Origin of the sequence: Rathayibacter sp. AY1A3, from assembly GCF_002930975.1 — a bacterium.
Classification (GTDB): Bacteria; Actinomycetota; Actinomycetes; order Actinomycetales; family Microbacteriaceae; genus Rathayibacter.
This window is the reverse complement of record NZ_PSTO01000002.1, coordinates 133,305-159,666: the sequence shown is the minus strand read 5'-3', so window position 1 is coordinate 159,666 and position 26,362 is coordinate 133,305. Positions and strand designations below refer to the sequence as shown.

Genomic DNA, 26,362 nt, shown 5'->3' with positions numbered 1-26,362 from the left:
CCGCAAGCCCCTCCGCCCGTCGTCCGCGGCCAGTAGGGTTCGGGGTGCCGACGGAGGGAAGAGCATGAGCGCAGGCCTGTCGATCGACCGCATCGCCGCATGGGTGGCGGACCAGAGGTGGTACGCGAGCAAGGGGCGGCGCCCCGAGCTGGAGGTCCGCGGCGCCTGGTCGCTGCACCCCGGAGAGGCGGAGGTGGTGGACCACCTCTTCATCGACCGGGCAGGCACGAGCCCGGTGCTGTACCAGGTGCCGGTGACCGTCCACGCGGCTCCGGTGCCCGGGCTCGAGGACGCCCTCGTCTACTCCGACGACGCGCACTTCGTGTACGACGCTCCGCGCGACCCGGTGTTCGCTCGCGCCCTGCTCGGGATGATCGCTGACGGCGGCCGCTCCGACGATTACGGCGCCCAGGGCGGCGCCCGCGCCGAGGGCCACCGGCAGCCGGGTGCCGCGATCGGGGCGTTCGCGTCCTCGAAGGTGCTCAGCGGCGAGCAGTCGAACACCTCGGTGATCGTCCGCACGACCGCCGACGACGGATCCGACGCGACGCCGGTGATCGTCAAGGTCTTCCGCGCCCTCCACCACGGCGACAACCCGGACGTGACGGTGCAGTCGGCGCTCAACGCCGCCGGGAGCGCCCTCGTCCCGCCCGTGATCGGCAACGTGACCGGCGAGTGGGACGACGAGGGCGAGGAGACGGGCCGCGCCTTCGGGCACCTCGCCTTCGCGCAGGAGTTCCTCCCCGGGGTCCAGGACGCGTGGCGCGTCGCCCTCGAGGCGGTCGCCGTCGACTCCGACTTCACCGGACCCGCCCGCGAGCTGGGCCGCGCCACCGCCGAGGTGCACGCGACGCTGGCGGAGGTCATGCCGACCGAGGACACCACGTCCGAGGTCGTCGAGCGGATGGTCGCGGCCATGCGCCGTCGCCTGCGCATCGCCTCGGCCGAGGTCCCCGTGATCGCGGAGGACTCGGAGGCGATCGAGGCCGTGTTCCGCGCCGCCGAGACCGCGCCGTGGCCGAGGCTCCAGCGCATCCACGGCGACTACCACCTCGGGCAGGTCCTGTCCGTGCCCGATCGCGGCTGGGTGCTCCTCGACTTCGAGGGCGAGCCGCTGCGGCCCATGCACGAGCGCCGTCTTCCCGACGTGGCGCTGCGCGACGTGGCGGGGATGCTGCGCTCCTTCGACTACGCGGCGGGTGCGCACGAGCAGGCCGAGCCGGGCGCCTCGAGGGCGGCGTGGGCGGCGGCGAGCCGTGCCGCGTTCCTCGAGGGCTACGCCGAGCAAGCGGGCGACGCGGTCACCGCGCACCGGGCGGTGCTCGACGCGTTCGAGCTCGACAAGGCCGTCTACGAGGCGATCTACGAGGCGCGCAACCGGCCGGAGTGGCTGTCGATCCCGGTCGCCGCGGTGCAGCGCCTCGCCGGACGCTCGTAGGGTGGCAGGCATGAGCGACGACACCGACGACAAGAAGCCCCTGGACCCGCTGAGCGACTTCAGCATCCCGGGCGACACCGATCTGCACACGACCGGCGATGCCTCGGGCGCGGACGGCGACGAGGTCGCGGAGCCCGGAGCGGACGAGGACTGAGCCGCCTGCTCTGCGGGGCCGGCCGGCGGCTCGGCTCCGCGGAGCCGGCGGCCGGCCTAGCCCATCGGGGCGAGCGGCTCGACCGCCGGCCCCTCCAGCACCGTCCCGTCGGCTGCGAAGCGGGAGCCGTGCAGCGGACAGTCCCAGCTGCGCTCCGAGTCGTTCCAGGTGACGATCCCGCCCAGGTGCGGGCACACCGCCGACACCGCGCAGCGCCTCCCCTCCACGGTGGAGACAGCGACGGGCTGCAGGCCGTCGCGGGCGAGCGAGCCCTGGCCCTCCGCCGGCACCACCCCGGCCGAGCGGGGCGCGCGGAGCGCTGCCGACCAGCCGCGGGCGTACCAGGCGCCCACCGCCAGTCCGGCGCCGAGCCCCTCCGCCATCACCCGCGGCAGCGTGGGCCGGCGGTGCAGCGTCCTCGCCCAGGCCGGCGTCCCGCCCTCGAGGTCGGCGACGAGCGTCAGCGCGGCCTGCACCGCGTTGGTCATCCCCCACTTGTCGTAGCCGGTCGCCAGGAAGATCCGTCCGCGGCCCCGCGGCAGCCAGCCCACGAACGGCACGCGGTGGAACGGCTCGTAGTCCTGGGCGCTCCACTGCGCGACCGGCTCCGCCCCCGGGAAGGACCGCCGCGTCCAGGCGACCAGGTCGTCCACCGCCTCCGAGGTGACGGGCCTGCGCCCCACCGGGTGGCCGTTGCCGCCGATCAGGAGGAGCCGCTCGCCGTCGCGCTCGGCGTCGCGCACGGAGCGGGACGGCTCGTCGACCGAGAGGTACATGCCGTCGGGGATCGGCGCGTCGGTGCGGAACGCGACCGCGTACGAGCGCAGCGCGGCGATCTTGGCGAAGTACAGGCCGCGGTCGAGGATCGGCGCCCCCGTGAGCAGGTAGGCCCGGTCCCCGGTCACCGGGCCCGCGCTGGTGCGGACCCGGACGGGAGCGGTCGCTCGCATCCCGAGGGCCCGGACGCCCTGCACCAGGGTGCCCCCGGCGGCGCGGAAGTCGGCGGCGAGCGCCGTGAGGGCGTCCATCGGGTCGAACTGGGCCTGGTCGTCGAGGGCGACGGCCGCCGTGCTGGGGAACGGCACGTCGAGCTCGCCGACGAGGCGGGTCGCGAGGCCGAAGCGGCGCGCGGTCGCGTGCTCCTTCAGGACGGCGTCCACGCCCTCGGGCGTCTGCGCGTAGCTGTAGGCGGTGCGCCTCTGCACCGGCACGCCCGCGCCCTCGCAGTAGTCGAGCAGCCAGCGGAAGCCCGCGAGGTTCGCCGCGACGTAGGCCTCGGTCACCGCGGGGATGTTGCGCTCCGCGATCCGGGAGAGGTGCGCTCCCTGCAGGAGGCTGAGCTTCGCCGTCGTGTTCCCGGTCGTGACCGCGCCGACCTCCCGCGCCTCCAGCACCAGCACGCGCCGGCCGGTCCGCTGCAGGAGGAGCGCGGTGACCAGCCCGGTGAGCCCGGCGCCGACCACGACGTCGTCGTAGTGCGCGCCCGGCACGAACTCGTCGGAGGGGATCGGAGCCGCGCCCGCACGCCAGAGGGAGCGGGGCCGCGGGGCCGTCGTGGTCGTGTCCTCCGGAGTCATCGGGAGTCCCTCCGTTCAGGGGCCGGACGGCCCGCGAGCGACGCTACGCGGAGCCTCCGGGACCGTCACGGTGTTGACACGTCGCGGGACGCGGGCTCAGAGCCAGCCCCACCGCTTGAAGAGCCGGTGCAGCACCACGCTCGAGGCGAGCATCGCCGCGAGCGCCGCCGGGTACCCCCACGCCACGTGCAGCTCGGGCATCACGTCGAAGTTCATGCCGTAGATGCTCGAGATCATGGTCGGCGCGAAGAAGATGGCCGCCCAGGCGGAGATCCGCTTGACCTCGTCGTTCTGCTGGTTGCCCACCTCCGCGAGCTTCTTCATGTCCTCGTTCTGGCGTTGGGCGACGAGGGTCGCGTTCACCGCCAGGATCTCCCGCAGCGTGGTGCGGAAGCCGTCGACCCGCTCGGTGACGAGCGCGACGTGGTCGGCGACGTCGCGGATGTAGCGGCGCAGCTCCACATCCGACTGGAACACCTCGAAGTCGGTGACGAGCCGCCCGAGCATGCCGGTCAGCGGAGCGACCGCACGCTGGAAGTCCAGCACCTCCTGGCTGAGCTCGTAGATGCGGCGGGACACCGCCGGGTCGCCCTCGAAGACCTGCGCCTCGATCTCGTCGATGTCGTTCTCGAGACCGGCGACGACGGGCGAGTACTGATCCACGACGGCGTCGAGGATCGCGTACAGCACGGCGACCGGGCCGACGCGCAGCAGCTCCGGATCGGCCTCCATCCGCCGCCGCACCAGCGAGAGGTCGGGCTTCTCGGAGTGGCGGACCGTGACGACGAAGTTCGACCCCACGAACAGGTGGAGCTCGCCGAAGTCGACCTCCTCGCGCTGGTCGGAGTAGCTGGCGGCGCGCAGCACCACGAACATGTCGCTGCCGTACCGCTCGAGCTTGGGCCTCTGGTGCGCGCTGATCGCGTCCTCGAGGGCGAGCGGGTGCATCGAGAACTCGTCCTCGAGCGCGGCGAGCTCGGCCGCGTTCGGCCGGTACAGCCCGATCCACGCCATCGCGTCGGGCAGCTTCTGCAGGGCGGCGAGCGCCTCCGGGATGCTGCCGGGTGAGACGACCCGGCGGCCGTCCTGGTAGATCGCGTTGTCGACCGTGCTGGTGCGGGCCGGCTCGTCGTCCGGGCGCAGACGCTGGATGGGAGCGGTGTCCTCGGCGGCGGCGCGGGTGCGCGAGCCCAGACCCAGGATCGTCGCGGGGACGCGGGGCAGCTTCACGACCATCTCCTCTGCTCGACCGACGCCCTATTGTGCACCTCCCGGTGAACGGGAGGTGTCCGCTGCGCCGCCGGTGTCGGAGGGCCTCACTAGCCTGGAGGCGCTCCCCCGGACGACGCAGAGGAAGGACGACCGTGAAGCTGCTGCACACCTCGGACTGGCACATCGGCCGCACCTTCCACGGGCACTCCACGACGGCGGCGCTCGCGACCGTGCTCGAGGCCCTGGTCGAGACGGTGCGGGCCGAGCGCGTGGACGCGGTGCTGATCGCCGGCGACGTCTTCGACTCCGCCGTGCCCGCCGCGGAGCACTACACCCTCCTCACCCGCACGCTCGAGGCGATCCGCGCGGCCGGCGCCGAGGTCGTCCTCACCAGCGGCAACCACGACTCCCCCGCCCGGCTCGGCTTCCAGGCCGGGCTCCTGCGCGGAGCGGGCGTCCACGTCCTCACCGACCCCGAGGCGTACGCCGAGCCGGTCGTGCTGCGCGACGCGTCCGGGCTCGAGGTCGGCGTCCACGGCATCCCCTTCCTCGAGCCCGCCCTCTACCGCCACCGGCACCCGGAGGAGCAGCTGCGCCGCCACGAGGACGTGCTCGCCTTCGCGATGGCGCGGGTGCGCGCCGCCGCCGAGGCGGCGGGCCGTCCCTGGGTCGTGCTCGCGCACTGCTTCGCGGTCGGAGCCCCGGCCGCGGTCCTCGAGCGCGACATCACGGCGGGCGGGCTCGACTACGTCTCGGTCGAGCACTTCGCCGCGGCCGACTACGCGGCGCTCGGGCACATCCACGGACGCGCCGAGCTGCTGCCGGGAGTGCGCTACTCCGGAGCGCCGCTGCACTACTCGTTCGGCGAGGCGTCGAAGCCGCGCGGCGCCTGGCTGGTGACGATCGGGCCCGAGGGGCTCGAGGGCGTCGAGTGGTCGCCGCTCCCCGTGCCGAGGAGGCTCAGCGTGATCGAGGGCGAGCTCGAGCAGCTGCTGCGCGATCCCTCCCTGGCCGAGGTGGAGGGCGACTGGGTCTCGGCGGTGCTCACCGATCCCGTGCGCCCGCTCGACGCGATGGCGCGCCTGCAGTCGCGCTTCCCCGGCTGCGCCACGCTCGAGCACCGGCCCCCGCACGCCGCGGCCGAGCCGCGCGCGTACGCCGAGCGGATCCGCGGGCGGAGCGACGTGGAGGTCGTCGACGACTTCCTCGCCCACGTCCGCGGCGGCCACGGCGCCACGGACACCGAGCGCGCCCTCACCCTCGACGCGCTCGCGGCCGTCGAGGCCGAGGCTCTGCGGTGAGGATCCGCCGACTCGCCTTCGCCGGGCTCGGACCGTTCCGCGCCGAGCAGTGCGTCGACTTCGACCGGCTCGAGGACGTGGGCGTGTACCTCATCGCCGGGCGCACCGGAGCGGGCAAGTCGACGATCCTCGACGCGATCGCGTTCGCGCTCTACGGCTCGGTCCCCCGCTTCGACGGCACCGCCTCGCGCCTCCGGAGCGACCACAGCGGCCCCGAGGACGAGACCTTCGCCGAGCTCGACTTCGAGGCGGCGGGGCGCGTCTACCGCGTCCGGCGCTCGCCCGAGTACGAGCGGCCGAAACGGCGCGGCACCGGCACCACGACCCAGCCGGCGAAGGTCGAGCTGCTGGAGCAGGTCGACGGCACCTGGGTCGGGCTCTCGTCGAGCGCGAAGGAGGTGGGCGCCGACATCGGCCGGATCGTCGGCCTGACGAAGGACCAGTTCCTCCAGGTGATCCTGCTGGCGCAGAACCGCTTCCACGAGTTCCTGCTCGCGAAGAACGACGACCGGCAGCGTCTCCTGCGCACGCTCTTCGCGACCGAGCGCTTCGATCTGCTCCGCCGCCGCCTGCTCGAGCAGCGCGACGCGAGCGCCGTCGGGCTCGAGGAGGAGCGCGCGGCCGTGACGGCGCTCGCGGACGAGGCCGTCCGGCTCCTCGATGACGGAGCCGAGCCGCCTCTGCCGGACGCCGCCTGGTTCGCCGGGCTGCCGGCGCGGCTCGCCGCTCCGCTCGAGGCGGCTCGGGCCGGCTCCGCCGCGGCCGACGCGGCGCACGAGGCCGCGGGCACCGCTCTCGACGAGGCCCGGCGCATCGCCCGGGGCCAGGAGCGGCGCCGGCGCGCCCTCATCGAGGCGGAGGAGCTCGTGGTCGCCGAGGCGCACGTCGAGCAGCAGCGGGCCGCGATCGAGCGCGCGCGCCGGGCCGACGGCGTGCTGCCGCTGCTCCGCTCCGCCCGGGCAGCCGCCGAGAAGGAGCGGGCCGCCCGGCAGCAGCGCGACCTCGCCGCCGACGCCTACGGGGACGCGTCCGGGGGCCCGGCCGCCGAGACGGCCGAACGGCTCGCCGCTGTCCTCGGCGCCCTCGCCGAGGCGCTGGCAGAGGAGCGCCGGCTCCCCGACGCGGAGCGCGTCACCGAGCGGTCCGCGCGCGCCGAGCAGGCGGCGGCGACCGCGCTCGCGGGGATCGAGGCGGAGCTGCGCGAGCTGCCCGCCCACGTCGACGCGCTCGCCGCCGAGGAGGAGTCCCTGGCCGGGGAGGCCGCCGCTGTCCCCGCGCGCGTCGACGAGCTCGCCGCGCTCGAGCGGAGGATCGCCGCGGCCCTCGAGCGCGATCTCACTGCGGCGGGTCTGCAGCGGCTCGGCACGGCCTACGCCGACGCGGCGCGCGTCCACGGCGAGCGCGCCGCGGAGCAGGCCGCCCTGATCGCGCGCCGGTTCGCCGGGTTCGCCGGGGAGCTCGCCGAGCGGCTGGAGCCGGGCGAGCCCTGCCCCGTCTGCGGCTCGTGCGAGCACCCCCGCCCGGCCGAGCACGACGGCCCGACGACGGTCGGCACCGACGACCTCGACCGGGCCCGCGTCGCGGTGGAGCGCGCCGCCGCCGCCCTCGACGGCGCCCGCGAGCGCGAGGGAGCCGCGGCTCGGGCTCTCGCGGCGCTCGAGGAGCGCGTGGGCGAGGACGCGGATCCGGAGTCGCTCCGCCCGGCGCACGAGGAGCGGCTCGCCTCGGCGCGCCGCGCCGCCGCCCGCATGGAGGAGCTGCGGCGCGAGCGCACCCGGCTGCGCACCCGGATCGACGCTCTCACGTCCGGGCGGGACGCCGCTCGCGAGGAGCACCGCGCCCGCGCCGACGAGTCCGCCCTCGCCGCTGAAGCGCTGCGGCTGCTGCGGGAGCGCGTCGAGGCCTTCCGCGACGGCGCGACGAGCGTCGCCTCGCGGGTCGAGCAGCTGAGTGCCCAGCGCCGCCGTGCCGTCGCCCTGGTCGAGGCCGAGGAGGCGGCCGTCTCGCGGTCCGAGGCCGCCGCCGCCGCCCGGGAGGAGCTCGCCGAGGTCCTCGCCGAGCGCGGCTTCACGACCGCCGAGGAGGCCGAGTCGGCCGCGCTGGCCAGCGGGGACCGGGCACGGGCCGAGGCCGTCGTCGCCGAGCACGAGCGACGGCGGAGCGCGACGGAGGCGGTGCTCGCCGACCCGGAGCTCCGCGGACTGCCGGGCACGGCCGTCGACCTCGCCGACGCCGAGGGGCGCTCGCGCGAAGCCTCCGCCCGTCGCGACGAGGCGCGAGCCGGCCTCTCCGTGCTCGAGCACCGCTCGGAGCGCCTGGCCGAGCTCACCGCGACGGCCGCGGGCCGCCTCGCGGTGCTGGGTGAGCGTCTCCACCGCCACGAGGAGCTGCGCGCGCTGGCCGAGACCGTCTCCGGCCGGGGGCAGAACACGCGCCGGATGGACCTCGAGGCCTTCGCCCTCGCCGGACGCCTGGAGGAGATCGTGACCGCGGCGAACCTCCGCCTCGACGCGATGACCAGCGGCCGCTACGCCCTCGCCCACGACGACTCGCTCGCCTACCGCGGCGCCGCCTCCGGCCTCGGGATCGACGTGCTCGACGCCTTCACCGGCGTCCGCCGGCAGCCCGCCTCGCTCTCCGGTGGCGAGACGTTCCTCGCCTCGCTCGCCCTCGCCCTCGGCCTCGCCGATGTGGTGACGGCGCAGTCCGGCGGCATCTCGCTCGAGACCATGTTCATCGACGAGGGCTTCGGCTCGCTCGATGCCGAGACGCTCGAGACGGCGCTCAGCACGCTCGACGAGCTGCGGTCGGGCGGTCGGACGATCGGCCTGATCAGCCACGTCGACGCGATGCGCGAGCGGCTGCCGATCGGCCTCCGCGTCGCGGTGGGGCCGCGCGGCGACTCGACGATCCTCACCGGCTGAGCGGCCGCTCCCGGGCGAAGGGGCGACGACGGCCCGCTCCCTCCTCTCGCACTGCAGCAGCGAGCGCGCCCGCGCCCGCTGCTAGGGTCGTGCGCAGTGACACGGGGTGCCCGCCAGGGCTGAGAGAAGACCCGTTGAACCTGATCTAGTTCGTACTAGCGAAGGGATGTCGCGAATGAGCATTCGCACGCCTGTCCACCCGACCCTCCCCGCCGACACGGCGCCCGACCCGGCGTCCGTGGGTCGCGATCTCGCCGAGCTCCGCGCCGCCGGGCCCCTGGTGCAGTGCATCACGAACGCGGTCGTCACCGGCTTCACCGCCAACAGCCTTCTGGCCCTCGGCGCCGGCCCGGCGATGTGCGACCTGCCCGGCGAGGCGGGCGTCTTCGCGGGCCTCGCCTCCGCGGTGCTCGTCAACCTCGGCACGCCCGGAGCGGAGCAGCGCGAGGGTGCTCGCGAGGCGGTCGCCGCGGCCGGACGCGCCGGCACGCCCTGGGTGCTCGATCCGGTCGCCGTCGGCCCGCTGCCCGTCCGCACCGCTCTGGCGGTGGACCTGCTCGAGGCGCGGCCGGCGATCATCCGCGGCAACGCCTCCGAGATCCTCGCCCTCGCGGGAGCCGGTGCGGGCGGCCGCGGTGTGGACGCCGTCGACACCGCCGAGCAGGCGCTCGACTCCGCCCGCGTCCTCGCCCGCCGCACCGGCGGCGTGGTCGCCGTCTCGGGAGCGGTCGACCTCGTCACCGACGGCGAGCGGATCGTCCGGGTCACGGGGGGCCACCCGCTGCTGACCCGCGTGACCGGCGGCGGGTGCGCGCTCGGCGCCGTGATGGCGGCGTTCCTCGGCGCGGGCGCCCGCCCGCTCGACGCGGCCGTCAGCGCTTCCGCGGTCTGGGGCCTCGCCGCCGAGCGGGCCGCCGCCGCGAGCAGCGGTCCCGGGTCCTTCGCCGTCGGCCTCCTCGACGCCCTCGCTGCCCTCCAGCCGGCCGACGCCGAGGCCGGGGCGCGGATCGCATGAGACTCGACCTCTCGCTCTACCTCGTCACGGACACCGCCCAGTGCGGCCCGCGCGGCGTGCCCGCGGTGGTCGCCGCCGCCGTCCGGGGCGGAGTCACGACCGTGCAGATCCGCGATCACGACGCCCCCGCCGCCGAGCTCGTCGCCCTGACCCGGGCCGTCGCCGCCGTCCTCGACGAGCGCACGACCCTGCTGGTCGACGACCGCGTCGACGTCGCCCTCGCCGCCCGCCTCGCGGGCGCCCGCGTCCACGGCGTCCACCTCGGGCAGTCCGACCTCCCCGTCACCGCCGCCCGCTCGCTGCTCGGACCCGACGCGGTGATCGGGCTCACCGCGAACACCCCCGAGCACCTCGCCGCCGTCCGCGCCCTGCCCGCGGGGACGGTCGACTACCTCGGCGTCGGCGTCATCCGGCCCACCGCGACCAAGCCCGACCACCCCGCTCCCCTCGGTGTCGACGGGTTCGCCGCCCTCGCCGCGGCCACGGCGCTGCCCTGCGTCGCCATCGGCGGAGTCGGAGCCGCGGACGCGGGGCCACTCCGCCTCGCCGGTGCGGCCGGCCTCGCGGTCGTGTCGGCGCTCTGCACGGCCGCCGACCCCGCGGCGGCCGCCCGCCTGATCCGAGCGGAGTGGGACCGATGACCGCCGGCGCTCGCGTCCCCCGTGTCCTCAGCATCGCCGGCACCGATCCGACCGGCGGTGCCGGCGTCCAGGCCGACCTCAAGTCGATCGGCGCGCTCGGCGGCTACGGCATGGCGGTCGTCACCGCGCTCGTCGCGCAGAACACGCACGGGGTCCGCTCCGTGCACCTGCCGCCCGCCGCGTTCCTCCGCGAGCAGCTCGACGCGGTGAGCGACGACGTCACGATCGACGCGGTGAAGATCGGGATGCTCGCCACGGCCGAGTACGCCGGAGTCGTCGCCGAGTGGCTCGACGAGGTCCGCCCGCCCGTCGTGGTCGTGGATCCGGTGATGGTCGCGACCAGCGGTCACCGGCTGCTCGCTCCCGAAGCCGAGGACGCCGTGCGCGACCTGCTCCGCCGCGCCGACCTGGTGACGCCGAACCTCCCCGAGCTGGGCGTGCTGGCCGGAGAGCCGACCGCCTCCGACTGGCCGGCCGCGCTCGCGCAGGGAGCGGCACTCGCCCGCGCCCTCGACGCCGCCGTGCTGGTGAAGGGCGGCCACCTCGACGGCCCCGCCACCCCGGACGCGATCGTCACCCCCGACGGCCTCGTGCGCGAGGTCCCCGGCGAGCGCGTCGCCACCTCGAACACGCACGGCACCGGGTGCTCGCTCTCGTCCGCGATGGCGACGCTCCTGGCCGGGCGCGACGCCTCCTCCGACGCCCTGGTCGAGGCGCTGACGGAGGCCAAGGAGTGGCTGACCGGCGCCCTGCGCGCCGCCGACGCTCTGGAGGTCGGCACCGGCAACGGCCCGATCGACCACTTCCACCGGCAACGTCCTCCGGCGTTCTGCGCGGACGTCTGGGAGCGGACCCGGACCCTCCGCGACGAGATCGACGCGCTCCCGTTCGTGCGGGCCCTCGGCGACGGCTCCCTCGGGCGGGAGGACTTCGAGTGGTACCTCGAGCAGGACGCTCTCTACCTCACCGAGTACGCCCGCGTCCTGGCCGTGGCGGCGCAGCGCGCGCCGACCACCGCCGAGCAGGTCTTCTGGGCCGAGGGCTCGGCGTCCGCCCTCGCGGCGGAGGCGCAGCTGCACCGCGACCGGCTCGGGACCAGGGACGCGGCTCCCGCGCCCGTGACCCGCGGCTACACCGACCACCTGCTCGCGGTCGCCGCGCGGGGCGGCTACGGCGAGATCGTCGCCGCCCTGCTCCCCTGCTTCTGGCTCTACGCCGACGTCGGGTCGCGCCTCGCCGCCTCCGGGCACCCCGAGCACCCCTACGCGGACTGGCTGCTCACGTACGGCGACCCGGTCTTCGCGACGGCCACCGAGCGGGCGATCGAGTTCACGGAGCAGGCCGCCCGCGACGCCTCACCGAGGCAGCGCGCCGCGATGAGGGACGCGTTCCTGCGGTCGAGTTCGTTCGAGAAGGACTTCTTCGCCGCACCGCTCGCCCGGACCGGCTGAGCTCTCAGCCGGCCCGGCCGGGTGCGCTCAGCCGATCGCCTCGCGCAGGACGTGCATGAGGGCGTCCAGCTGCACCGTGTCGGCCGAGGCCGTCTCGGCGTCCGCGCCGTCGAGCGCGCGGGCGGCGAGACCGGCCTTGGCGTCGATGAGCTCCGCGATCTTCGCGTCGATCGTGTGCGCCGCGATGATCCTCCACGCCGTCACCGGCTCCTCCTGGCCGATGCGGTGCACGCGGTCGATCGCCTGCGTCTGCTCGGCCGAGGTCCACGACAGCTCGGCGAGCACCACGTTGGACGACGCCTGCAGGTTCACGCCGACTCCCGCCGCGGTGAGCGAGCAGACGGCGACAGAGACGTCCGGGTCCTCGTTGAAGGCGTCGATCTGCGTCTGGCGGAACGCCGCGGTCTGGTCTCCCCGAATCGAGACGGACGTGAGCTCGCGCTTCTCGAACGTGTCCTCCGCCTGGTCCATCACGTCGATGTGCTTCGCGAAGAAGACGACCTTGCCCACCGAGCGGGCCAGCTGCGAGGCGTAGTCGGCGGCCAGCGCCGCCTTGGCCTGGCCGATCCGGCGCACCATGGTGAAGACGTTCTCGCCGGTCTTGGCCGACTTCGACTCCTCGAGCTCGCTCTGCGCCACGATGCGGATGAACCGCTCGCGCTCGTCGTCGTCGAGCTCGTGCGTGATCGAGGAGGTGACCGCCCTGAAGCGCTGCAGCATGCGGGCGCCGAGCTCGCGCTCGGCCTTCTGGATGGAGCGGCCGAGGTCGTCGTCCAGCTCGACGGGCAGATCGACGATCCGCTTCGACGGCAGGTCGGCGGCGACGTCGATCTTCTTGCGCCGGACGATGCCGAGGTCGATCACGGCCTCGCGCGCCTCCGGGTAGAAGCCCGTGTCGGCGGGGGTGAGGCCCGTCTCGTCGAGGCGGCCCATCAGCTCCGGTCCCGGCTTGGTCTCGTCGATCCAGCCGAGGAAGCGCCAGATGGCGCGGAAGTCGTCGACGTCGTTGATCAGCGGGGTGCCGGTCAGCGCGATCATCAGCGGATCGTGCCCCGGAGTGGTCTCGCGGATCCTCGACGCCAGCGCGAGCACGCTCTGCGAGCGCTGCGAGCGGAGGTTCTTGATGAAGTGCGCCTCGTCGACGACCATGCCGCGGAAGCCCAGGCTTCCGAGCCAGCCGATGTGCCGGTCGAGGATGTCGTAGTTGACGATGACCACGTCGGCGAACGCGTCGAGCGTGCCGCCGTCTCCGTGGATCACCGTGGCGCGCCGCTGCGGCGTCCAGTGCTCCACCTCGCGCGCCCAGTTCATCTTGACCACGTTCGGCACCACCGCGAGCAGCGGGTACGCCCCGACCACCGAGGCGGCGAGGAGGCTCTGCGCGGTCTTGCCCAGACCCGGCTCGTCGGCGAGCAGGAAGCTGCGGTGCCCCTCGCGGGCGCTCTCGATGAAGCGCGCCTGGTGCGGCATCAGCTCGCGGGCGCGCGGCGAGACCCGGTCGAGCTTCGGCGGCTCCGGGAGCTCCATGCTCGCGGCCCGTCCGCCCGCTCCGTACTCGAACGCCTTGAAGAGCGGCCCGAGCAGCTCCCAGTCGTCGAGCCGGCGGCGCGGCGCCGGGGCCGAGGCCTCGGCGATCGAGAAGTCCGGCGGGAGGAAGGGGTTCGCCAGCTGCCGGGCGCGCACCGACTGCGGCACGACCTGGTTGACCGGCACCTCGGGCTTGGGCTCCGGCTCGGTCACGATGAGCAGCTCGTCGGGGCTGAGCTCCGCGCCCGCCTCGAGCAGCCAGTCGCGGCGGAGCTTCTGCGCGGCCGCCGTGACGCCGGCCTCCGATTCGAGCAGCGCGATTAGGCTGGTGTCGCGGGCGGCCGTCTTGGCCAGGATCGTGGCGATGCCGTCGAGGCGCTTCATCTCCTCGGCGCGCTGCGCGTCGCTGAGCGAGGGATCGACCTTGACCCGCTTGCGCTCCTCGCGCATCAGGAGGGCGATCACCAGGAACTTCGTCCGGTTGGTCGGTCCGACCTTGCCGGTCTGGGCCTTCGCCTCCACCTCGCGGACGCGGCGGGCGAGGATCGGGATGATCCCCGCGTTGTCCACGCCGCGCGAGCGCGATCGGGGTCGGCTCCCGGCGGCGTTCGACGCTCGTCGCGTCTGACCGGACTGACGCTGGCCGCTGCGAGCCATGCTCCTCCTCGATGTGTGACGGGGGGCGGAGGAGGGGTTCCCGCGCGCTGCCGTCGCCGTGCATCCGCCGGATAGCCTCCGGAGAGGCGTCGGGCGTCGGTGCACCCGGTGGCCGTCGGGAGCTCCGAGCAACGGGTCTGGGACCCGGTCGCAGCATCCCCGGCGTGCGAGTGCGCCGCCAGTCTACTCCTCGGGGCGGTCCGGTCGGCGCTCCGCCGCGCGGACGGTCGCGCTCGTCGTCATTCCGGGGTCGGGACGCGGATGACGAGGCCCGCCGCCACGAAGACGCCGACCGCGGCGAGGCTCAGCGAGGACCAGATCGCGTCCGGGAAGGCGAACGGCAGCACCGGGTTCCACAGCACGAGCACCGGGACGAGCCCGATCAGCCAGAGGAGTGCGCGCGCCTGGATCGCGAACCAGCCGATGACCGCCGCGAGGATCGCGACCGGGTAGCGGATGAAGTCGTAGGCGTCGGAGCCGACGAGGGCGAGCCCGGCCAGCAGCACGATCGCGCCGAGGATCCCGGGCGCGAGCGCCATGCGGGCGCGGTCGCGCGAGGGGTAGCGGGCGGCGGTCGCGCGGGACGGCTTGCGGGTGCTCACCCCTCGATCGTAGGCGGGCGCATACCCCGCCCGGGTACCGCCTGCGGCGCGTAGGCTGGAGGAGTGATCGAGGACCTCAAGAAGCGCTCGCTGCACCGTGCCCGGATCCTGGGCGGCCAGATGCGCGGCCTCGAGCGGATGATCGAGAACGAGGACTACTGCGTCGACATCGTCACGCAGTCCCTCGCGATCCAGAAGTCGCTCGGCTCGCTCAACAAGCTCATCGTCGAGAACCACCTCCGCACGCACATCACCGCGATGTTCGAGGAGGGCGGAGACGCCCGCGAGGCGGCGATCGCCGAGCTCGTGAAGATCTTCGAGCTCTCCAACAACCGCTCGTGACCGCCGGCCTCGTCGCTGCGGCGCGGGTGCGCCCGCTGCTGCTCGACGGGGGCCTGGGCACGGAGCTGGAGGAGCAGGGGGCCGCGGTGGACTCCTCGCTCTGGAGCGCCCGGGTCCTGCTGGAGGAGCCCGGCCGGGTCGTCGCCGCGCACCGCGCCTTCGCCGAGGCGGGCGCCCGGGTCGCGGTGACCGCGAGCTACCAGGTGTCCGCGAGCGGATTCGCGGCCGCGGGCCTGGCCCCGGGCCTCGCGGAGCGCGCCCTCCGGGAGAGCGTCGACCTGGCCCGGCGCGCGCAGAGCGGCTGGGTCGCCGCCTCCGTCGGCCCTTTCGGTGCGAGCCTCGGCGACGGCTCCGAGTACCGCGGCGACGACGGCCTCACCGTCGGCGAGCTCGCCGCCTGGCACCGCCCGCGCCTGGAGACCCTGGCCACGGCCGGGCCCGACCTGCTCGCCGTCGAGACCATCCCGTCGGTGCGGGAGGTGCGGGCCGTCGTGAAGGCACTCGCGGGCTCCTCGGTCCCCGCCTGGATCTGCGTGAGCGGCCGTTCGGGCCGCACCGCGGCCGGCGAGCCCCTGGCCGAGGCGTTCGCCGTCGCCGCCTCCTCCGAGGAGGTGGTCGGCGTGGGAGTGAACTGCTGCCCGCCCGGCGACGTCGCCGAGGCGGTCCGCATCGCCCGCTCCGTCACCGGCAAGCTGGTCGTCGTGTACCCGAACAGCGGCGAGGAGTGGGACGCCGTCGAGCGTCGCTGGGCAGGCGACGCGGCCTTCGACCCCGCGCTGGTCGCCTCCTGGCGCGCGGCGGGAGCGGATCTGATCGGCGGCTGCTGCCGCGTGGGACCTGCGGCGATCGCTGCCCTCGGACGAAGCCTGGAGGAGGAGTCGTGACCACCCTGAGAGCCGTGCGCGGCGACCTCACCCGCGAGCACGTCGACGCGATCGTGAACGCGGCGAACTCGTCGCTCCTCGGCGGCGGCGGCGTCGACGGCGCGATCCACCGCGCGGGCGGACCGGAGATCCTCGCCGAGTGCCGCCGGCTCCGCGGGACCGAGCTGCCGGACGGCCTGCCCGCCGGCTCCGCGGTCGCCACGACCGCCGGCCGCCTCCCCGCCCGCTGGGTCGTGCACACCGTCGGTCCCGTCCACTCGCGGTCGGAGGACCGCAGCGCCGTCCTCGCCTCGGCCTACCGCGAGTCGGTGCGCACCGCCGTCGGTCTCGGTGCGCGGACGCTCGCCTTCCCGGCCGTCTCGGCGGGCGTCTACGGCTGGCCGATGGACGACGCGGCGCGCATCGCGGTGGAGACGGTCCGCGAGGCGACCGCGGACGGCGCACTCGACGAGGTCCGGTTCGTCCTCTTCTCCGCGGACGCCCTCGCGGCCTTCGAGGCCGCCCTGGCCGCGGAATGACGGAAGGGGAGCCGACCCTGCGGTCGACTCCCCCTCCACGGTGCTGCGCTAGGCCGTCTTCGGCCGCGCGAACTCGTCGTAGGGCAGCGTGATCGGGCGGGTCCGCGGAGGCATCCGCACGACCGCCTCGAGCGCCGGGCCCAGTGCCTCGCGCCACGCGCGGTAGCCGTCCTCGTTGAGGTGCAGGCCGTCCGGCGAGTACTGCTCGAGCAGCCCGCCGTCCTCGCCCGCGAGCACCGGCCACAGGTCGAGGTAGCCCGCGTGCGCCGTGGGCGCGAACTGCCACAGGTGGCGGTTGATCTCGCGGATCTGCGGCGCGAACTCGTGTCCGCGCGGCAGGACCGAGGTCACCAGGATGCGCACGTCCGGGAGGTCGCGCCGGAACGTCGCGACGATCGTCTCGATGTTGCGCACGACGTGCTCCGTCGTGCGGTGCCAGGCGAGGTCGTTGGTGCCGATCAGCAGCACCACCGTGTCCGGCTCCTGCGCGACCAGCTCGGCGAGCCGCGCGACGACGTCCGCCGTGGTGGCCCCTCCGACTCCCTCGTCGACGACCGTCGACTCCGTCAGCCACTCGCCCCAGGCTCCCGCCTGGATGATGCTGTCCCCGATGAAGAGGACCTTCCCCAGCTGGAGTCCGCGCCCCGCGTCCGTACTCGACCGTTCGCTCATCGTGCTCCTCTCGTCGGCGTCCCGGGCGGCCTCGCCGTCGCCGGACCCCTCCATTGTCACCGCTGCACCCGGCGCCCGCCAGGGGAGCGCTCGTCGCCGGAGTCCGGCAGGTCGGCCGCGGTGGCCGTGATGCGGTTGGCCATGCCGTTGAAGATGATGCCGTGGAAGGGCAGGATCGCGAACCAGTAGAGCCTGCCCGCGAGGCCCTGCGGGAAGAACACCGCGCGCTGCGTGTAGACCGAGCCGCCGTCTCCAGAGGGCTCGGCGCGCATCTCGAGCCAGGCCCCGCCGGGCACCTTCATCTCGGCGCGCAGGCGCAGGAGCTTCGGCCGCTCGATCTCCTCGACGCGCCAGAAGTCGAGGGCGTCGCCGGCGTGCAGGCGCGCGGAGTCGCGGCGCCCGCGCTGCAGGCCCACTCCCCCGACGAGGCGGTCCATCCAGCCGCGGATCACCCACGCGAGCGGGAAGGAGTACCAGCCGTTGGTGCCGCCGATGCCCTCGATGACGCGCCAGAGCTTGGCCGGGTCGGCCTGGGTGCGGCGCTCCTTGAGGTCCACGTAGACCGTGTGGCCGGCCCACTCCGGGTCGCTCGGCAGCGGATCGCTGGGAGCGCCGACGACCTCCGCGTTCTGCCAGCTCGTCTCGATCTCGCCCGCCTGCATCTTTCCCAGCGCGAGCCGGACGGCGCGGCGGTAGGAGGTCAGCCCGCCCTCGGGGTCGGGGATGAGCGCGCGGATGTCCTGCTCGTGCACGACGCAGTCGTACTGCAGCGAGGCGATGATGGGCACCGCGAGCGAGCGCGGGATCGGCGTGACCAGGTTGACCCACTGCGAGGCCAGCCACGGGGTGAACACCGGCAGGGACGCGATCGGCCGTTGCGGGAGCCCGGCCTCGACCGCGTAGCCGTTCATCATCTGGCCGTAGCGGAGCACGTCGGGCCCGCCGATGTCGAAGGTGCGGTTGAGCGTGGCGCCCTCGAGCGACGCGGAGCCGATCAGGTAGTGCAGCACGTCGCGCACGGCGATCGGCTGGATGAAGTTGCGCACCCACTGCGGCGCGGGCATGTACGGCAGCACGTCGGTGAGGTGCCGCACCATCTCGAACGAGGTCGACCCGGAGCCGATGATCACGCCCGCCTGCAGGGCGATCGTCGGCACTCCCGACTCCATAAGGATCCGGCCCACCTCAGCGCGCGAGCGGAGGTGCTTCGAGAGCTCCTGGCCCTCGGGGTGCAGGCCGCCCAGGTAGACGATGCGGCCGACGCCGGCCGACTCCGCGGCCGTGGCGACGTTGTGCGCGGCGCGGCTCTCGACCTCCTCGAAGTGGGCGTGATCGTTGCCCGAGCCCATCGAGTGGACGAGGTAGTAGAGGACGTCGACGCCCTCGACCGCGGCCTCCAGCGACTCCGGATCGCCGAGATCGCCCTGGGCGACCTCGACCTCCTCCGCCCACGGCACGTCGACCAGCTTGCGCGGGTCGCGCACCAGGACGCGCACCCGGAAGCCCGCCTCGAGGAGGCGCGGCGTCAGCCGGCCGCCGATGTAGCCGGTCGCGCCGGTGACGAGCGCGAGGGGGCGCGCCGAGTCGGAGGGGGTTTCGCTCATGCGGCCACGGTACGCCGATGGCCCCGGGACCTCTCCCGCTGGTGCGGGCCCGCGGCCCCTGCTAGGCGGCGGCCGGCATCCCGCTCAGTCGATGCCGAGGACCTCGCGGACCTGCACCACGTCGTGGTTCATCTGGCGGATGAGGGGCTCGACGCCCTCGTAGGCGACCTGGCCGCGGATCCGGCCGACGAACGCCACGTCGACCACGCGGTCGTAGAGGTCGAGGGTGTCGAGCGTCTGATCGAGCACGTACGCCTCGACCTGCTTGGGCGGCACTCCGACGAAGGTCGGGTTGCTGCCGACCGAGATCGCGGCGGGATGCGTGACGCCGTCGGTGGTGAGCCGGCCCGCGTAGACGCCGTCGGCCGGGATCAGGCCCTGCGACTCCGGCGAGAGGTTCGCGGTCGGGAAGCCGAGCTCGCGGCCGCGCTTCGCTCCGTGCACGACCACGCCGCGGACGACGGGCTCGTGCCCGAGCAGGCGCGTCGCGTGCTCCACATCGCCCTCGGCCAGCAGCTCGCGGATCCAGGTGGAGGAGACGCGGCGCCCGTCCTCGGGCCGCACGTCGTCGATCAGCTCCACCTCGAATCCGTGCTGCCCGCCGAGCACGCGCAGCAGGTCGACGTCGCCCGCTCCCCGGGCGCCGAAGCGGAAGTCGGAGCCGACGAGGACCACGCGGGCCTCGAGCGCCTCCACCAGCACCTGCTCGACGAACTGCTCGGGCGAGAGCGCCCGGAACGCCTCGTCGAAGGTGAGCAGCAGCGTCGCGTCCACGCCGGTCCCGGCGAGGAGCTCGAGCTTCTGCTCGTTGCCGACCAGGACGGGCGGGCACTTCTCCGGCGCGATCACGCTGAGCGGATTGCGGTCGAAGGTGACGACGACGGCGGCGAGCCCCTGCTCGCGGGCCCGCTCGTGCAGCCGGCCGATGACGGCCCGGTGCCCGGAGTGGACGCCGTCGAACTTGCCGATCGTGACGGCGGAGGGTCCGATCCCGGCCAGGTCGCCGGGGCGGGTCTCGACGCGCATCAGGCGGCCGCCCGGGGCGTGCGCCGCCCCTGCACGCGGAGCCACCAGAGGCCGAGCACGGGCAGGACGAGCGGGATGAGCAGGTAGCCGGCGCCGAAGGCCGCCCACACCGTCGACTGGCGCCCGAACGGGTCGGCGCTCGCGAGCCCGAGGAGCCGCGGAGCGAGGAGGCTGAGCGCACCGACCACGAGCACGCCCACCAGCTCGAAGGTGATCGTCACCCACGCGACGCGCTGCCAGGCGCGGCCCGGGACGATCAGGGCGACCGTCGCGACGATGTACACGACGGCCGAGAGCGCGGAGAGCGAGAACGCCAGCGGCGCCTCGTCGAACCGGTCGATGATCTGGAAGACGGAGCGCCCCGTCGCGGCGAGCGCGAGGATCCCGTAGACCACGACCAGGAGGCTGCCGATCCCGCGCGAGCGGGCGGAACGGGTCGGCTCTCCGCTCCCGGGGGCCGAGGGGACTGAGGGGTCGTGAGCGGCCCGTCCGGACGCATCGCTGGCTGGTTTCGACATCGCACGTCCATGCTAGGCGCTCGCCGGGCCGGGCCCGGTGGCGGGCCCGATCAGGCGCTCTGGAAGAACCAGATCTGGTGCATCCGGTAGACCATGACCGCGATCGAGAGGCAGGCGACGCCCAGGATCACGGTGCTCCAGCGGCTCCGCTCGATGAGCGCCCAGAACCCGGCCGCGAGCGGCAGGAGCAGCGCCGAGATCAGGTAGATGTAGTACTCCGGCAGGCTCCCCGACGGGCGGTTGCCGACCAGCGGCGACACGATCGCGACCGCCAGCTGGACGATCAGCAGCAGCTCGACGATCGCCGTCGCGCCGACCGAGACGTCCGAGGGACGGCGGGCGAGCAGCCCGAGCACGAGGCAGAGAAGGCCGGCCGCGACGGCGATCCCCACCTGGAGGATCGTGAACCACTCGATCACGAGGCGGCCGTCCGCAGGTCCTCGGTCGGGAAGTTGACGACGCTCTTGAGCTGGGTGCCGCGCCGCTCGGCGAGGCCGATCAGCCGCTCCCCCGGGCCGACCGCGGCGAGGAGGCCCTTCGCGCCCGCCACCGCCTCCGGGGCCGGGATGCGCTTGCCGTTCGCGAGATCGCCCGCCTCCTGGGCGTCGAGGCGCAGCAGGGGGAACAGCTCGCCCGCCACGAGCGTGGGCGGCAGGAGCGCGGCGGGGACGTCGAGCTCGTCGATCTCGCCGGCCTGGGCCACGGAGAAGGGGCCGACCGCGGTGCGCCGCAGCGCGGTCAGGTGGCCGCCGACTCCGAGGGACGCGCCCAGGTCGCGGGCGAGCGCGCGGATGTAGGTGCCGGAGGAGCAGGTGACGCGCACGTCCAGGTCGAGGAACCCCTCGACCGGGCGGCTCGCCAGGACGGCGAACTCCGAGACGGTCACAGGGCGGGAGGCGAGCACGACCTCCTCGCCGTCGCGGGCGCGGGCGTAGGCGCGGCGGCCGTCCACCTTGATCGCGCTGACCGTGCTCGGGACCTGCTCGATCGCTCCGGTGAGGGCCGCGATCGCGTCGGACACCGACTCCGGGGCGAGGGCCGCGACGAGGGCGGGCTCCGCCGAGGCGAGCACCTCGCCCTCCTGGTCGTCGGTGGTGGTGGAGGAGCCCAGCCGGATCGTCGCCTCGTACTGCTTGTCGAGGCCGACGAGGTAGGTGAGCAGGCGCGTCGAGGGGCCGAGACCGAGGATCATCAGCCCGGTCGCCATCGGATCGAGCGTCCCCGCGTGGCCGACCTTGCGGGTCCCCGCGCGGCGGCGGGTCCGCGAGACGAGGTCGTGGCTGGTGATGCCGCCGGGCTTGTCCAGCAGGAGGATCCCGTTCGGAGCCGGGGCGGGGGTCTCGAGCACGGGTGCGAGGATACACGGACGGATCGGGAGTACCCCCGGGGTGGAGCCGGAGCCCTCGCCCGCCCGTCCTAGGCTGTCCGGATGAGGATCGCAGTACTCGGAGCAGGCGCCGTCGGCGGCACCATCGCCGCCCTTCTCGACCGCGCCGGGCACGACGTCGAGGTCACCGCCCGAGGCGACCACCTCACCGCGATCCGCCGGTCGGGGATCCGGCTCGACGGGGCGTGGGGCGAGCACACCGCCTGGGTCCGCTGCGGCGAGTCCCTCGACCTCGTGCCCGATCTCGCCTTCGTCTGCACGAAAGCGCAGGACGCCGAGGACGCGCTGCGCACCAACCGCCGCACGGTCGACGGCACTCTCGTCGTCGTCGTCCAGAACGGACTGGACGGACTCACCGCGGCGGCCCGGCAGGTGCGCGACGCCCGGCTCGTGGGTGCTCTCGCCCTCTTCGCCGCGAGCCACCTCGAACCCGGCCGGGTCACCGTCACGGCTCCTGCCACGACTACGCTCGGCGTCCCCGGCCGCCCGGCCGACGACGACGTCCGACGGGCCGCCGCCGTGCTCGGCGAGGCGGTCCCCACCGCCGTCACCGACGACTTCACCGGAGCGCAGTGGACGAAGCTGCTGATCAACGAGGTCAATGCCCTGCCCGCGATCACCGGGCTCTCGGTCCAGGAGACGATCGACGATCCGGGGCTGCGGCGCGTCCTCGCCCGGTCGATGCGCGAGGCCGCCCGGACGGGCCTCGCGTCGGGCGTCCGCTTCGGCTCGCTGCAGGGACTCTCGAACACGTCCGTCCGCGCCCTGGCCGCCGCTCCCCTGCCCCTGGTCGAGCTGCTCCCCCGCCGGATGGCCGCGCGGATGGGCGAGGTGCCGAACCCCGGGTCGACGCTGCAGAGCGTCCGCCGCGGAGTGCCGAGCGAGATCGACCACCTGGCCGGGGCCGTGGTCCGCACCGCTCACCGCGGCGGGCGCGAGGCACCGGTCAACCAGCTGCTGGTCGACCTGGTGCACGAGGTCGAGCGGGCGGGCGCCTTCGTGCCGCCGGCTGAGGTCGTGCGCCGCGCCGCCCTGGTCTGAGCCCGCGGCCCTGTCGGACGGACGCCGCCCGCGGCGGCGGCCTCCGTCCCGAGGCTCAGCAGGAGTCGGCGAAGAGGCGCCGGGGCTGCTCCGGATCGCGGATGTCGACGAGGATCCCCGCCAGCCGGCGCGGGTCCGTCGTGGCGCGGTACGCCGCGTCCACCGGCGGCTCCTGCGTGTCGAGGCGGATGCTGGTGCTCCACGCGCCGCGCAGCTCCGGCCGGAGGGCGAACTCGCCGTCGACGAGCAGCACCGCGTCGCGGCCGGCGGTCCGCCAGCGCGCCTGCCGCGCCTCGTCGCGCACTGCGTCGAAGCCCGCGAGCACGAACCCGGTGCTGCCGCCGAGGGTGAACGGATCGAGCAGGACGCGGCGCAGGAGCTCGTAGTCGTACCCGGCCGCGTAGGAGCGCTGCTCCTCGGGCACGGCGGGGTCGTCCCGATCGGCGCGGGGACGTCGGAAGTCGGCGAGGTGCGCGACGATCGCGTCCTTGCCGGCCCGGCGGAGCGCCTCCGCGAGGTCGAGCGCGAACGCCGCGCTCACCGCGGGGTCGTCGCCGTCGATCCCGACCTTGACCCGTCCGCGCCCGTAGTTGTGCAGCACCTCCGCCGCGAGAGCGTCGAGCACATCGGCCTTCTGCGGAGCCCACCTGGTCATCCGCCCACGATACGCGCCGCCGCCTAGTGTGGGCTGATGCCCTCCGACCCTCTCGCCGACGCGATCACCGCCTGGTTCCGCACGAGCGCCCGCGACCTGCCGTGGCGCCGCGAGGGCTTCCCCGCCTGGGGCACGCTCGTCAGCGAGTTCATGCTGCAGCAGACCCCGGTGGTCCGCGTCGTCCCGCGTCTGGCGGAGTGGCTGGAGCGCTGGCCGACACCCTCCGCACTCGCCGCCGTCCCGCCCGGCGAGGCGGTGCGCGCCTGGCAGTCCCTGGGCTACCCGCGGCGGGCCCTGCGACTGCACGCCTGCGCCGTGGCGATCGCCGAGGAGCACGGCGACGTGGTCCCCGACGACGTCGAGACCCTCCTCGCACTGCCCGGCATCGGCGACTACACCGCCCGCGCCATCGCCGTGTTCGCCTACGGGAGGCGGCACCCCGTGGTCGACACCAACGTCCGCCGGGTCCTCGCGCGCGCGGTCGACGGAGCGGCGGAGCCCGGTCCGCCCCGCGCGAGGGCCGACCTCGCTGCGATGTCGGCGCTGCTGCCCGAGTCGCTCTCCGAGGCGGCGGCCTTCAACGCGGGCGCGATGGAGCTGGGGGCGATCGTCTGCACCGCCCGCGCTCCGCGCTGCGACGAGTGCCCGATCCGCGACCTCTGCCGCTGGCGGGCGGAGGGGTACCCCGAGCACACCGGGCCCGTGAAGGCGAAGCAGAAGCGGTTCGAGGGCTCGGACCGCCAGGTCCGCGGCCTCATCCTCGCCGAGCTGCGCGCGGCGCACGGCCCGGTCACCGCGGCCGAGGTGGAGTCTCTCTGGCCGGACGCCGACCAGCGCGGTCGCGCCCTGGCCGGGCTCCTCGCCGACGGCCTGGCGACGGGCGGCCCGGAGGACGGCTACCTCCTCCCCGGCTCCTGAGGGCCCGTCGACCGCCGTCCGCGTCGGAGGAGGCGGGTAGGGTCGGCGCCGTGACCGGTCGCCGCCTCCGCCTCCCCCGCCCCGACGCCGCCGTCGAGCGCGCCCTCGACGTCGACCTCGCCCAGGACGTCCAGCGCGCCCTCGCCGCGGTCCGCGTCGAGAACGACCTGCCCGGCCCGTTCCCGCCGGCCGCGCTGGCCGAGGCCGAGCACGCGGACGCCGGAGCGGACGACGAGGACCGCGTCGACCGGACGGACCTCCCCTTCGTGACGATCGACCCGCCCGGCTCGCTCGACCTGGACCAGGCCCTCCACCTGGAGCGCACGTCGGAGGGCGTCGTCCTCCGCTACGCCATCGCGGACGTGCCCGCGGTCGTCCGCACCGGCGGAGCGCTCGACGCCGAGACGCGCCGCCGCGGCCAGACCTACTACCTCCCGGACGGCCGCGTCCCGCTGCACCCCGCGGTCCTCTCCGACGGGACCGCGTCGCTCCTGCCGGACGAGACGCGCCGAGCGCTGGTCTGGACGCTGACCCTCGACGAGCGGGCGGAGCCGCGCTCGGTGCACCTCGAGCGGGCGCTCGTGCGCAGCGTGGCCCGGCTCGACTACGAGGGCGTGCAGCGCAGCGTCGACGCGGGCGATCCGCACCCCTCCCTCGCCCTCCTCCCCTGGTTCGGACTCGAGCGCCTGGCGCGCGAGACCGAGCGCGGAGGAGCGAGCCTGACGCTGCCCGAGGAGGAGATCGTCGCCGCCGACGGCGGCTACCGGGTCGAGCGCCGCGCTCCCCCGGCCGTCGAGGGCTGGAACGCCCAGGTCTCGCTGCTGACCGGTATGGCAGCGGCGACGATGATGCTCGACGCGGGGGTGGGCATCCTCCGGACCATGCCCGAGGCCGACCCCGCCACCGTCGCGGCCTTCCGCTCCCGAGCCGCGGCGCTCGGCATCCCGTGGCCCGAGGAGGAGGCCTACGGCGCCTACCTGCGCCGCCTCGACACCGCCGACCCCGCCCAGCTCGCCATCATGTACGCCGCGGCGAGCCTGTTCCGCGGCGCCGGCTACACCGCCTTCGACGGCGCCCCGCCGGAGCATCCCGAGCAGGCGGCCCTCGCCGCGCCGTACGCGCACGTCACCGCGCCGCTGCGGCGCCTGGTCGACCGGTTCGGCCTCGCCGTCTGCCTCGCGGTGTCCCGGGGCGGACCGATCCCGTCGCAGCTGCGCGAGGCGCTGCCCCTGCTCCCGCCGCTCCTCGCCGCGAGCGACCGCCGGGCCGGAGCCGCCTCCCGTGCGGCGACCGCGATCGTCGAGGCCGCCGTCCTCCGCGGCCGCGAAGGAGCCTCCTTCAGCGGGATCGTCGTCTCCTCGGCTCGCACCCGCTCCTCGGTCCAGCTGCTCGACCCGGAGATCACCGTCGACGTCCCGGCCCCGCTCACGCCGGGAGCCCGTGTCGTCGTCGTCCTGGAATCGGTCGACGTCGCCACGGGCTCCGCGGTGTTCGGGCTCGGCGCCTAGTCCTCGTCGTCCTCGCGGGGCTTCACATAGGGGTCGGCCTCGCCGGCGTAGTCCGCCTGAGCGGCGAGCGACTGCACCTGCGAGTCCTGGCTGCGCGCGGCGGCGAGCAGATCCTCGATGTGCTTCGCGTTCTCGGGCACCGCGTCGAGGATGAACTCGAGCGACGGCGTGAGCCGGGACGTGATGTTCCTGCCCACCTCGGTGCGGAGCATGCCGGTGGCGGCCTTGAGGGCCGCGGCCGAATCGGCGCGCTCCTCATCGGTGCCGTAGACCGTGTAGAACACCGAGGCGTGCTGCAGGTCGCCGGTCACCTGGACATCGGTGATGGTGACGAAGCCGAGGCGCGGGTCGCGGAGACCGCGCTCGAGCCGCTTCGCGACGATCACCTGGATACGTTCGGCGAGCTTCCTCGCCCGGGCCGGATCTGCCATGGCTGGTCCTCACATCTCTCTCGGCGAACCGTTCAGCTCGCCATTCAACCACTCTCCGCCCGGACGACCGGTCGCGTCCGAGGGGGCCTTGCTTCTGGGGCGTGATGCCCCTCGACCGCGCGTCATCGACGGCGCGGGTGGGGTGCCTTCTCGCGGCTCCCTGATCCTCGGGGACCGGGGGGCGGGAAGGCTCAGGTGCTGGATCGGGAGCCGGACATCGCCCGCAGGCTCGCTGCTCGCGAGCTGCTCGTTCAGCGGGCGCACCCACCGAGACAGGAGCGCCTGATCGGGGCCGGCCTCCCACGCCCGGAGGTGCGGAAGCGCACGCTGGAGGGTGCGCACCTCCGGGACACGGGCGG

25 protein-coding genes and 1 riboswitch are annotated in these 26,362 nt (G+C 74.7%); of the genes, 13 read left to right on the top strand and 12 right to left on the bottom strand.

Annotated features, from left to right (window positions below; translation table 11 throughout):
- Positions 1-64: 64 nt before the first annotated feature.
- Both C5C10_RS01755 and C5C10_RS17675 read left to right on the top strand, forming a co-directional pair.
- On the top strand, positions 65-1,438 hold the full coding sequence (locus C5C10_RS01755) for a phosphotransferase (RefSeq protein ID WP_104328367.1): 1,374 nt from the start codon (positions 65-67) through the stop codon (positions 1,436-1,438).
- Between the two features lie 10 nt (positions 1,439-1,448).
- The gene (locus C5C10_RS17675; protein ID WP_159914626.1) at positions 1,449-1,592 is read left to right on the top strand and encodes a hypothetical protein; all 144 of its coding nucleotides are present in this window, start codon (positions 1,449-1,451) and stop codon (positions 1,590-1,592) included.
- A 56-nt stretch (positions 1,593-1,648) separates the two neighbouring features.
- Here C5C10_RS17675 and C5C10_RS01750 read toward each other — a convergent pair whose 3' ends face one another.
- Positions 1,649-3,169: an FAD-dependent oxidoreductase gene (locus C5C10_RS01750; RefSeq protein WP_104328366.1), complete on the bottom strand. Its 1,521-nt coding sequence runs from the start codon at positions 3,167-3,169 to the stop codon at positions 1,649-1,651.
- Between the two features lie 96 nt (positions 3,170-3,265).
- On the bottom strand, positions 3,266-4,405 hold the full coding sequence (locus C5C10_RS01745) for a magnesium and cobalt transport protein CorA (RefSeq protein WP_104223070.1): 1,140 nt from the start codon (positions 4,403-4,405) through the stop codon (positions 3,266-3,268).
- Between the two features lie 128 nt (positions 4,406-4,533).
- On the opposite strand from C5C10_RS01745, the gene C5C10_RS01740 reads away from it, so the two are divergent.
- The 5 genes from C5C10_RS01740 (at position 4,534) to thiD (ending at position 11,713) form a co-directional block, all read left to right on the top strand.
- The gene (locus C5C10_RS01740) at positions 4,534-5,682 is read left to right on the top strand and encodes an exonuclease SbcCD subunit D (protein ID WP_104328365.1); all 1,149 of its coding nucleotides are present in this window, start codon (positions 4,534-4,536) and stop codon (positions 5,680-5,682) included.
- Positions 5,679-8,606, top strand: coding sequence for an AAA family ATPase (locus C5C10_RS01735; RefSeq protein WP_104328364.1), 2,928 nt, complete (start codon positions 5,679-5,681; stop codon positions 8,604-8,606). Before C5C10_RS01740 ends, C5C10_RS01735 begins: the two co-directional genes overlap by 4 nt.
- Before the next feature lie 92 nt (positions 8,607-8,698).
- A riboswitch (TPP riboswitch) is annotated at positions 8,699-8,790 on the top strand.
- Positions 8,782-9,621, top strand: coding sequence for a hydroxyethylthiazole kinase (gene thiM / locus C5C10_RS01730; RefSeq protein WP_104328363.1), 840 nt, complete (start codon positions 8,782-8,784; stop codon positions 9,619-9,621). Its footprint overlaps the riboswitch before it by 9 nt.
- Positions 9,618-10,262 (top strand): thiamine phosphate synthase, encoded by a 645-nt coding sequence (thiE, locus tag C5C10_RS01725; protein WP_104328362.1) that lies wholly within the window; start codon positions 9,618-9,620, stop codon positions 10,260-10,262. The genes thiM and thiE overlap by 4 nt, the downstream gene beginning before the upstream one ends.
- A complete protein-coding gene (gene thiD, locus C5C10_RS01720) occupies positions 10,259-11,713 on the top strand; it encodes a bifunctional hydroxymethylpyrimidine kinase/phosphomethylpyrimidine kinase (RefSeq protein WP_104307899.1) in 1,455 nt (484 codons plus the stop codon). Before thiE ends, thiD begins: the two co-directional genes overlap by 4 nt.
- A gap of 27 nt (positions 11,714-11,740) precedes the next feature.
- Here the strand turns inward: thiD and C5C10_RS01715 are convergent, their stop codons facing one another.
- The gene (locus tag C5C10_RS01715; protein ID WP_104328361.1) at positions 11,741-13,897 is read right to left on the bottom strand and encodes a DEAD/DEAH box helicase; all 2,157 of its coding nucleotides are present in this window, start codon (positions 13,895-13,897) and stop codon (positions 11,741-11,743) included.
- 239 nt (positions 13,898-14,136) lie between these two features.
- Positions 14,137-14,499, bottom strand: coding sequence for a DUF6804 family protein (locus C5C10_RS01710; RefSeq protein WP_244229446.1), 363 nt, complete (start codon positions 14,497-14,499; stop codon positions 14,137-14,139).
- Between the two features lie 63 nt (positions 14,500-14,562).
- Here C5C10_RS01710 and C5C10_RS01705 point away from each other — a divergent pair, with 63 nt between their 5' ends.
- Genes C5C10_RS01705 through C5C10_RS01695 form a run of 3 tightly spaced genes read left to right on the top strand, consistent with a single transcriptional unit; the run spans position 14,563 to position 16,243 of the window.
- Complete coding sequence (locus C5C10_RS01705) at positions 14,563-14,841, top strand: metal-sensitive transcriptional regulator (RefSeq protein WP_104223062.1); 279 nt, start codon at positions 14,563-14,565, stop codon at positions 14,839-14,841.
- A complete protein-coding gene (gene mmuM / locus C5C10_RS01700; RefSeq protein ID WP_104328360.1) occupies positions 14,838-15,725 on the top strand; it encodes a homocysteine S-methyltransferase in 888 nt (295 codons plus the stop codon). Before C5C10_RS01705 ends, mmuM begins: the two co-directional genes overlap by 4 nt.
- Complete coding sequence (locus C5C10_RS01695; protein ID WP_104225600.1) at positions 15,722-16,243, top strand: O-acetyl-ADP-ribose deacetylase; 522 nt, start codon at positions 15,722-15,724, stop codon at positions 16,241-16,243. The genes mmuM and C5C10_RS01695 overlap by 4 nt, the downstream gene beginning before the upstream one ends.
- 48 nt (positions 16,244-16,291) lie before the next feature.
- Here C5C10_RS01695 and C5C10_RS01690 read toward each other — a convergent pair whose 3' ends face one another.
- From C5C10_RS01690 to truB, 6 genes are all read right to left on the bottom strand, one after another.
- On the bottom strand, positions 16,292-16,915 hold the full coding sequence (locus tag C5C10_RS01690; RefSeq protein WP_104225671.1) for a GDSL-type esterase/lipase family protein: 624 nt from the start codon (positions 16,913-16,915) through the stop codon (positions 16,292-16,294).
- Positions 16,916-16,971: 56 nt separating this feature from the next.
- Positions 16,972-18,519 carry an SDR family oxidoreductase gene (locus tag C5C10_RS01685; protein ID WP_104328359.1) on the bottom strand — a complete coding sequence of 516 codons (1,548 nt, stop codon included), beginning with the start codon at positions 18,517-18,519 and terminating at the stop codon, positions 16,972-16,974.
- A gap of 84 nt (positions 18,520-18,603) precedes the next feature.
- A complete protein-coding gene (locus C5C10_RS01680; RefSeq protein ID WP_104233805.1) occupies positions 18,604-19,545 on the bottom strand; it encodes a bifunctional riboflavin kinase/FAD synthetase in 942 nt (313 codons plus the stop codon).
- Positions 19,545-20,063, bottom strand: coding sequence for a hypothetical protein (locus tag C5C10_RS01675; RefSeq protein WP_258060346.1), 519 nt, complete (start codon positions 20,061-20,063; stop codon positions 19,545-19,547). The genes C5C10_RS01680 and C5C10_RS01675 overlap by 1 nt, the downstream gene beginning before the upstream one ends.
- A 50-nt stretch (positions 20,064-20,113) precedes the next feature.
- Entirely contained in the window at positions 20,114-20,482 is a 369-nt protein-coding gene (locus C5C10_RS01670) for a hypothetical protein (protein ID WP_104223058.1), read from the bottom strand.
- Positions 20,479-21,411, bottom strand: coding sequence for a tRNA pseudouridine(55) synthase TruB (gene truB / locus C5C10_RS01665; RefSeq protein WP_104223057.1), 933 nt, complete (start codon positions 21,409-21,411; stop codon positions 20,479-20,481). Before truB ends, C5C10_RS01670 begins: the two co-directional genes overlap by 4 nt.
- Positions 21,412-21,492: 81 nt before the next feature.
- Here truB and C5C10_RS01660 point away from each other — a divergent pair, with 81 nt between their 5' ends.
- Entirely contained in the window at positions 21,493-22,491 is a 999-nt protein-coding gene (locus C5C10_RS01660) for a ketopantoate reductase family protein (protein ID WP_104249600.1), read from the top strand.
- Positions 22,492-22,546: 55 nt separating this feature from the next.
- Here C5C10_RS01660 and C5C10_RS01655 read toward each other — a convergent pair whose 3' ends face one another.
- Positions 22,547-23,146, bottom strand: a complete 600-nt coding sequence (locus C5C10_RS01655; protein WP_146082085.1) for a hypothetical protein — start codon at positions 23,144-23,146, stop codon at positions 22,547-22,549.
- Positions 23,147-23,182: 36 nt separating this feature from the next.
- Between C5C10_RS01655 and C5C10_RS01650 the strand changes: the two genes are divergently transcribed.
- Together C5C10_RS01650 and C5C10_RS01645 are read left to right on the top strand one after the other, a co-directional pair.
- Positions 23,183-24,064: an A/G-specific adenine glycosylase gene (locus C5C10_RS01650; protein WP_104225596.1), complete on the top strand. Its 882-nt coding sequence runs from the start codon at positions 23,183-23,185 to the stop codon at positions 24,062-24,064.
- Between the two features lie 50 nt (positions 24,065-24,114).
- Positions 24,115-25,572, top strand: a complete 1,458-nt coding sequence (locus C5C10_RS01645; protein WP_104328358.1) for an RNB domain-containing ribonuclease — start codon at positions 24,115-24,117, stop codon at positions 25,570-25,572.
- Here the strand turns inward: C5C10_RS01645 and rbfA are convergent.
- On the bottom strand, positions 25,569-26,003 hold the full coding sequence (gene rbfA / locus C5C10_RS01640) for a 30S ribosome-binding factor RbfA (protein WP_104223052.1): 435 nt from the start codon (positions 26,001-26,003) through the stop codon (positions 25,569-25,571). The two genes, C5C10_RS01645 and rbfA, sit on opposite strands and share 4 nt — an antisense overlap.
- Between the last annotated feature and the right edge of the window lie 359 nt (positions 26,004-26,362).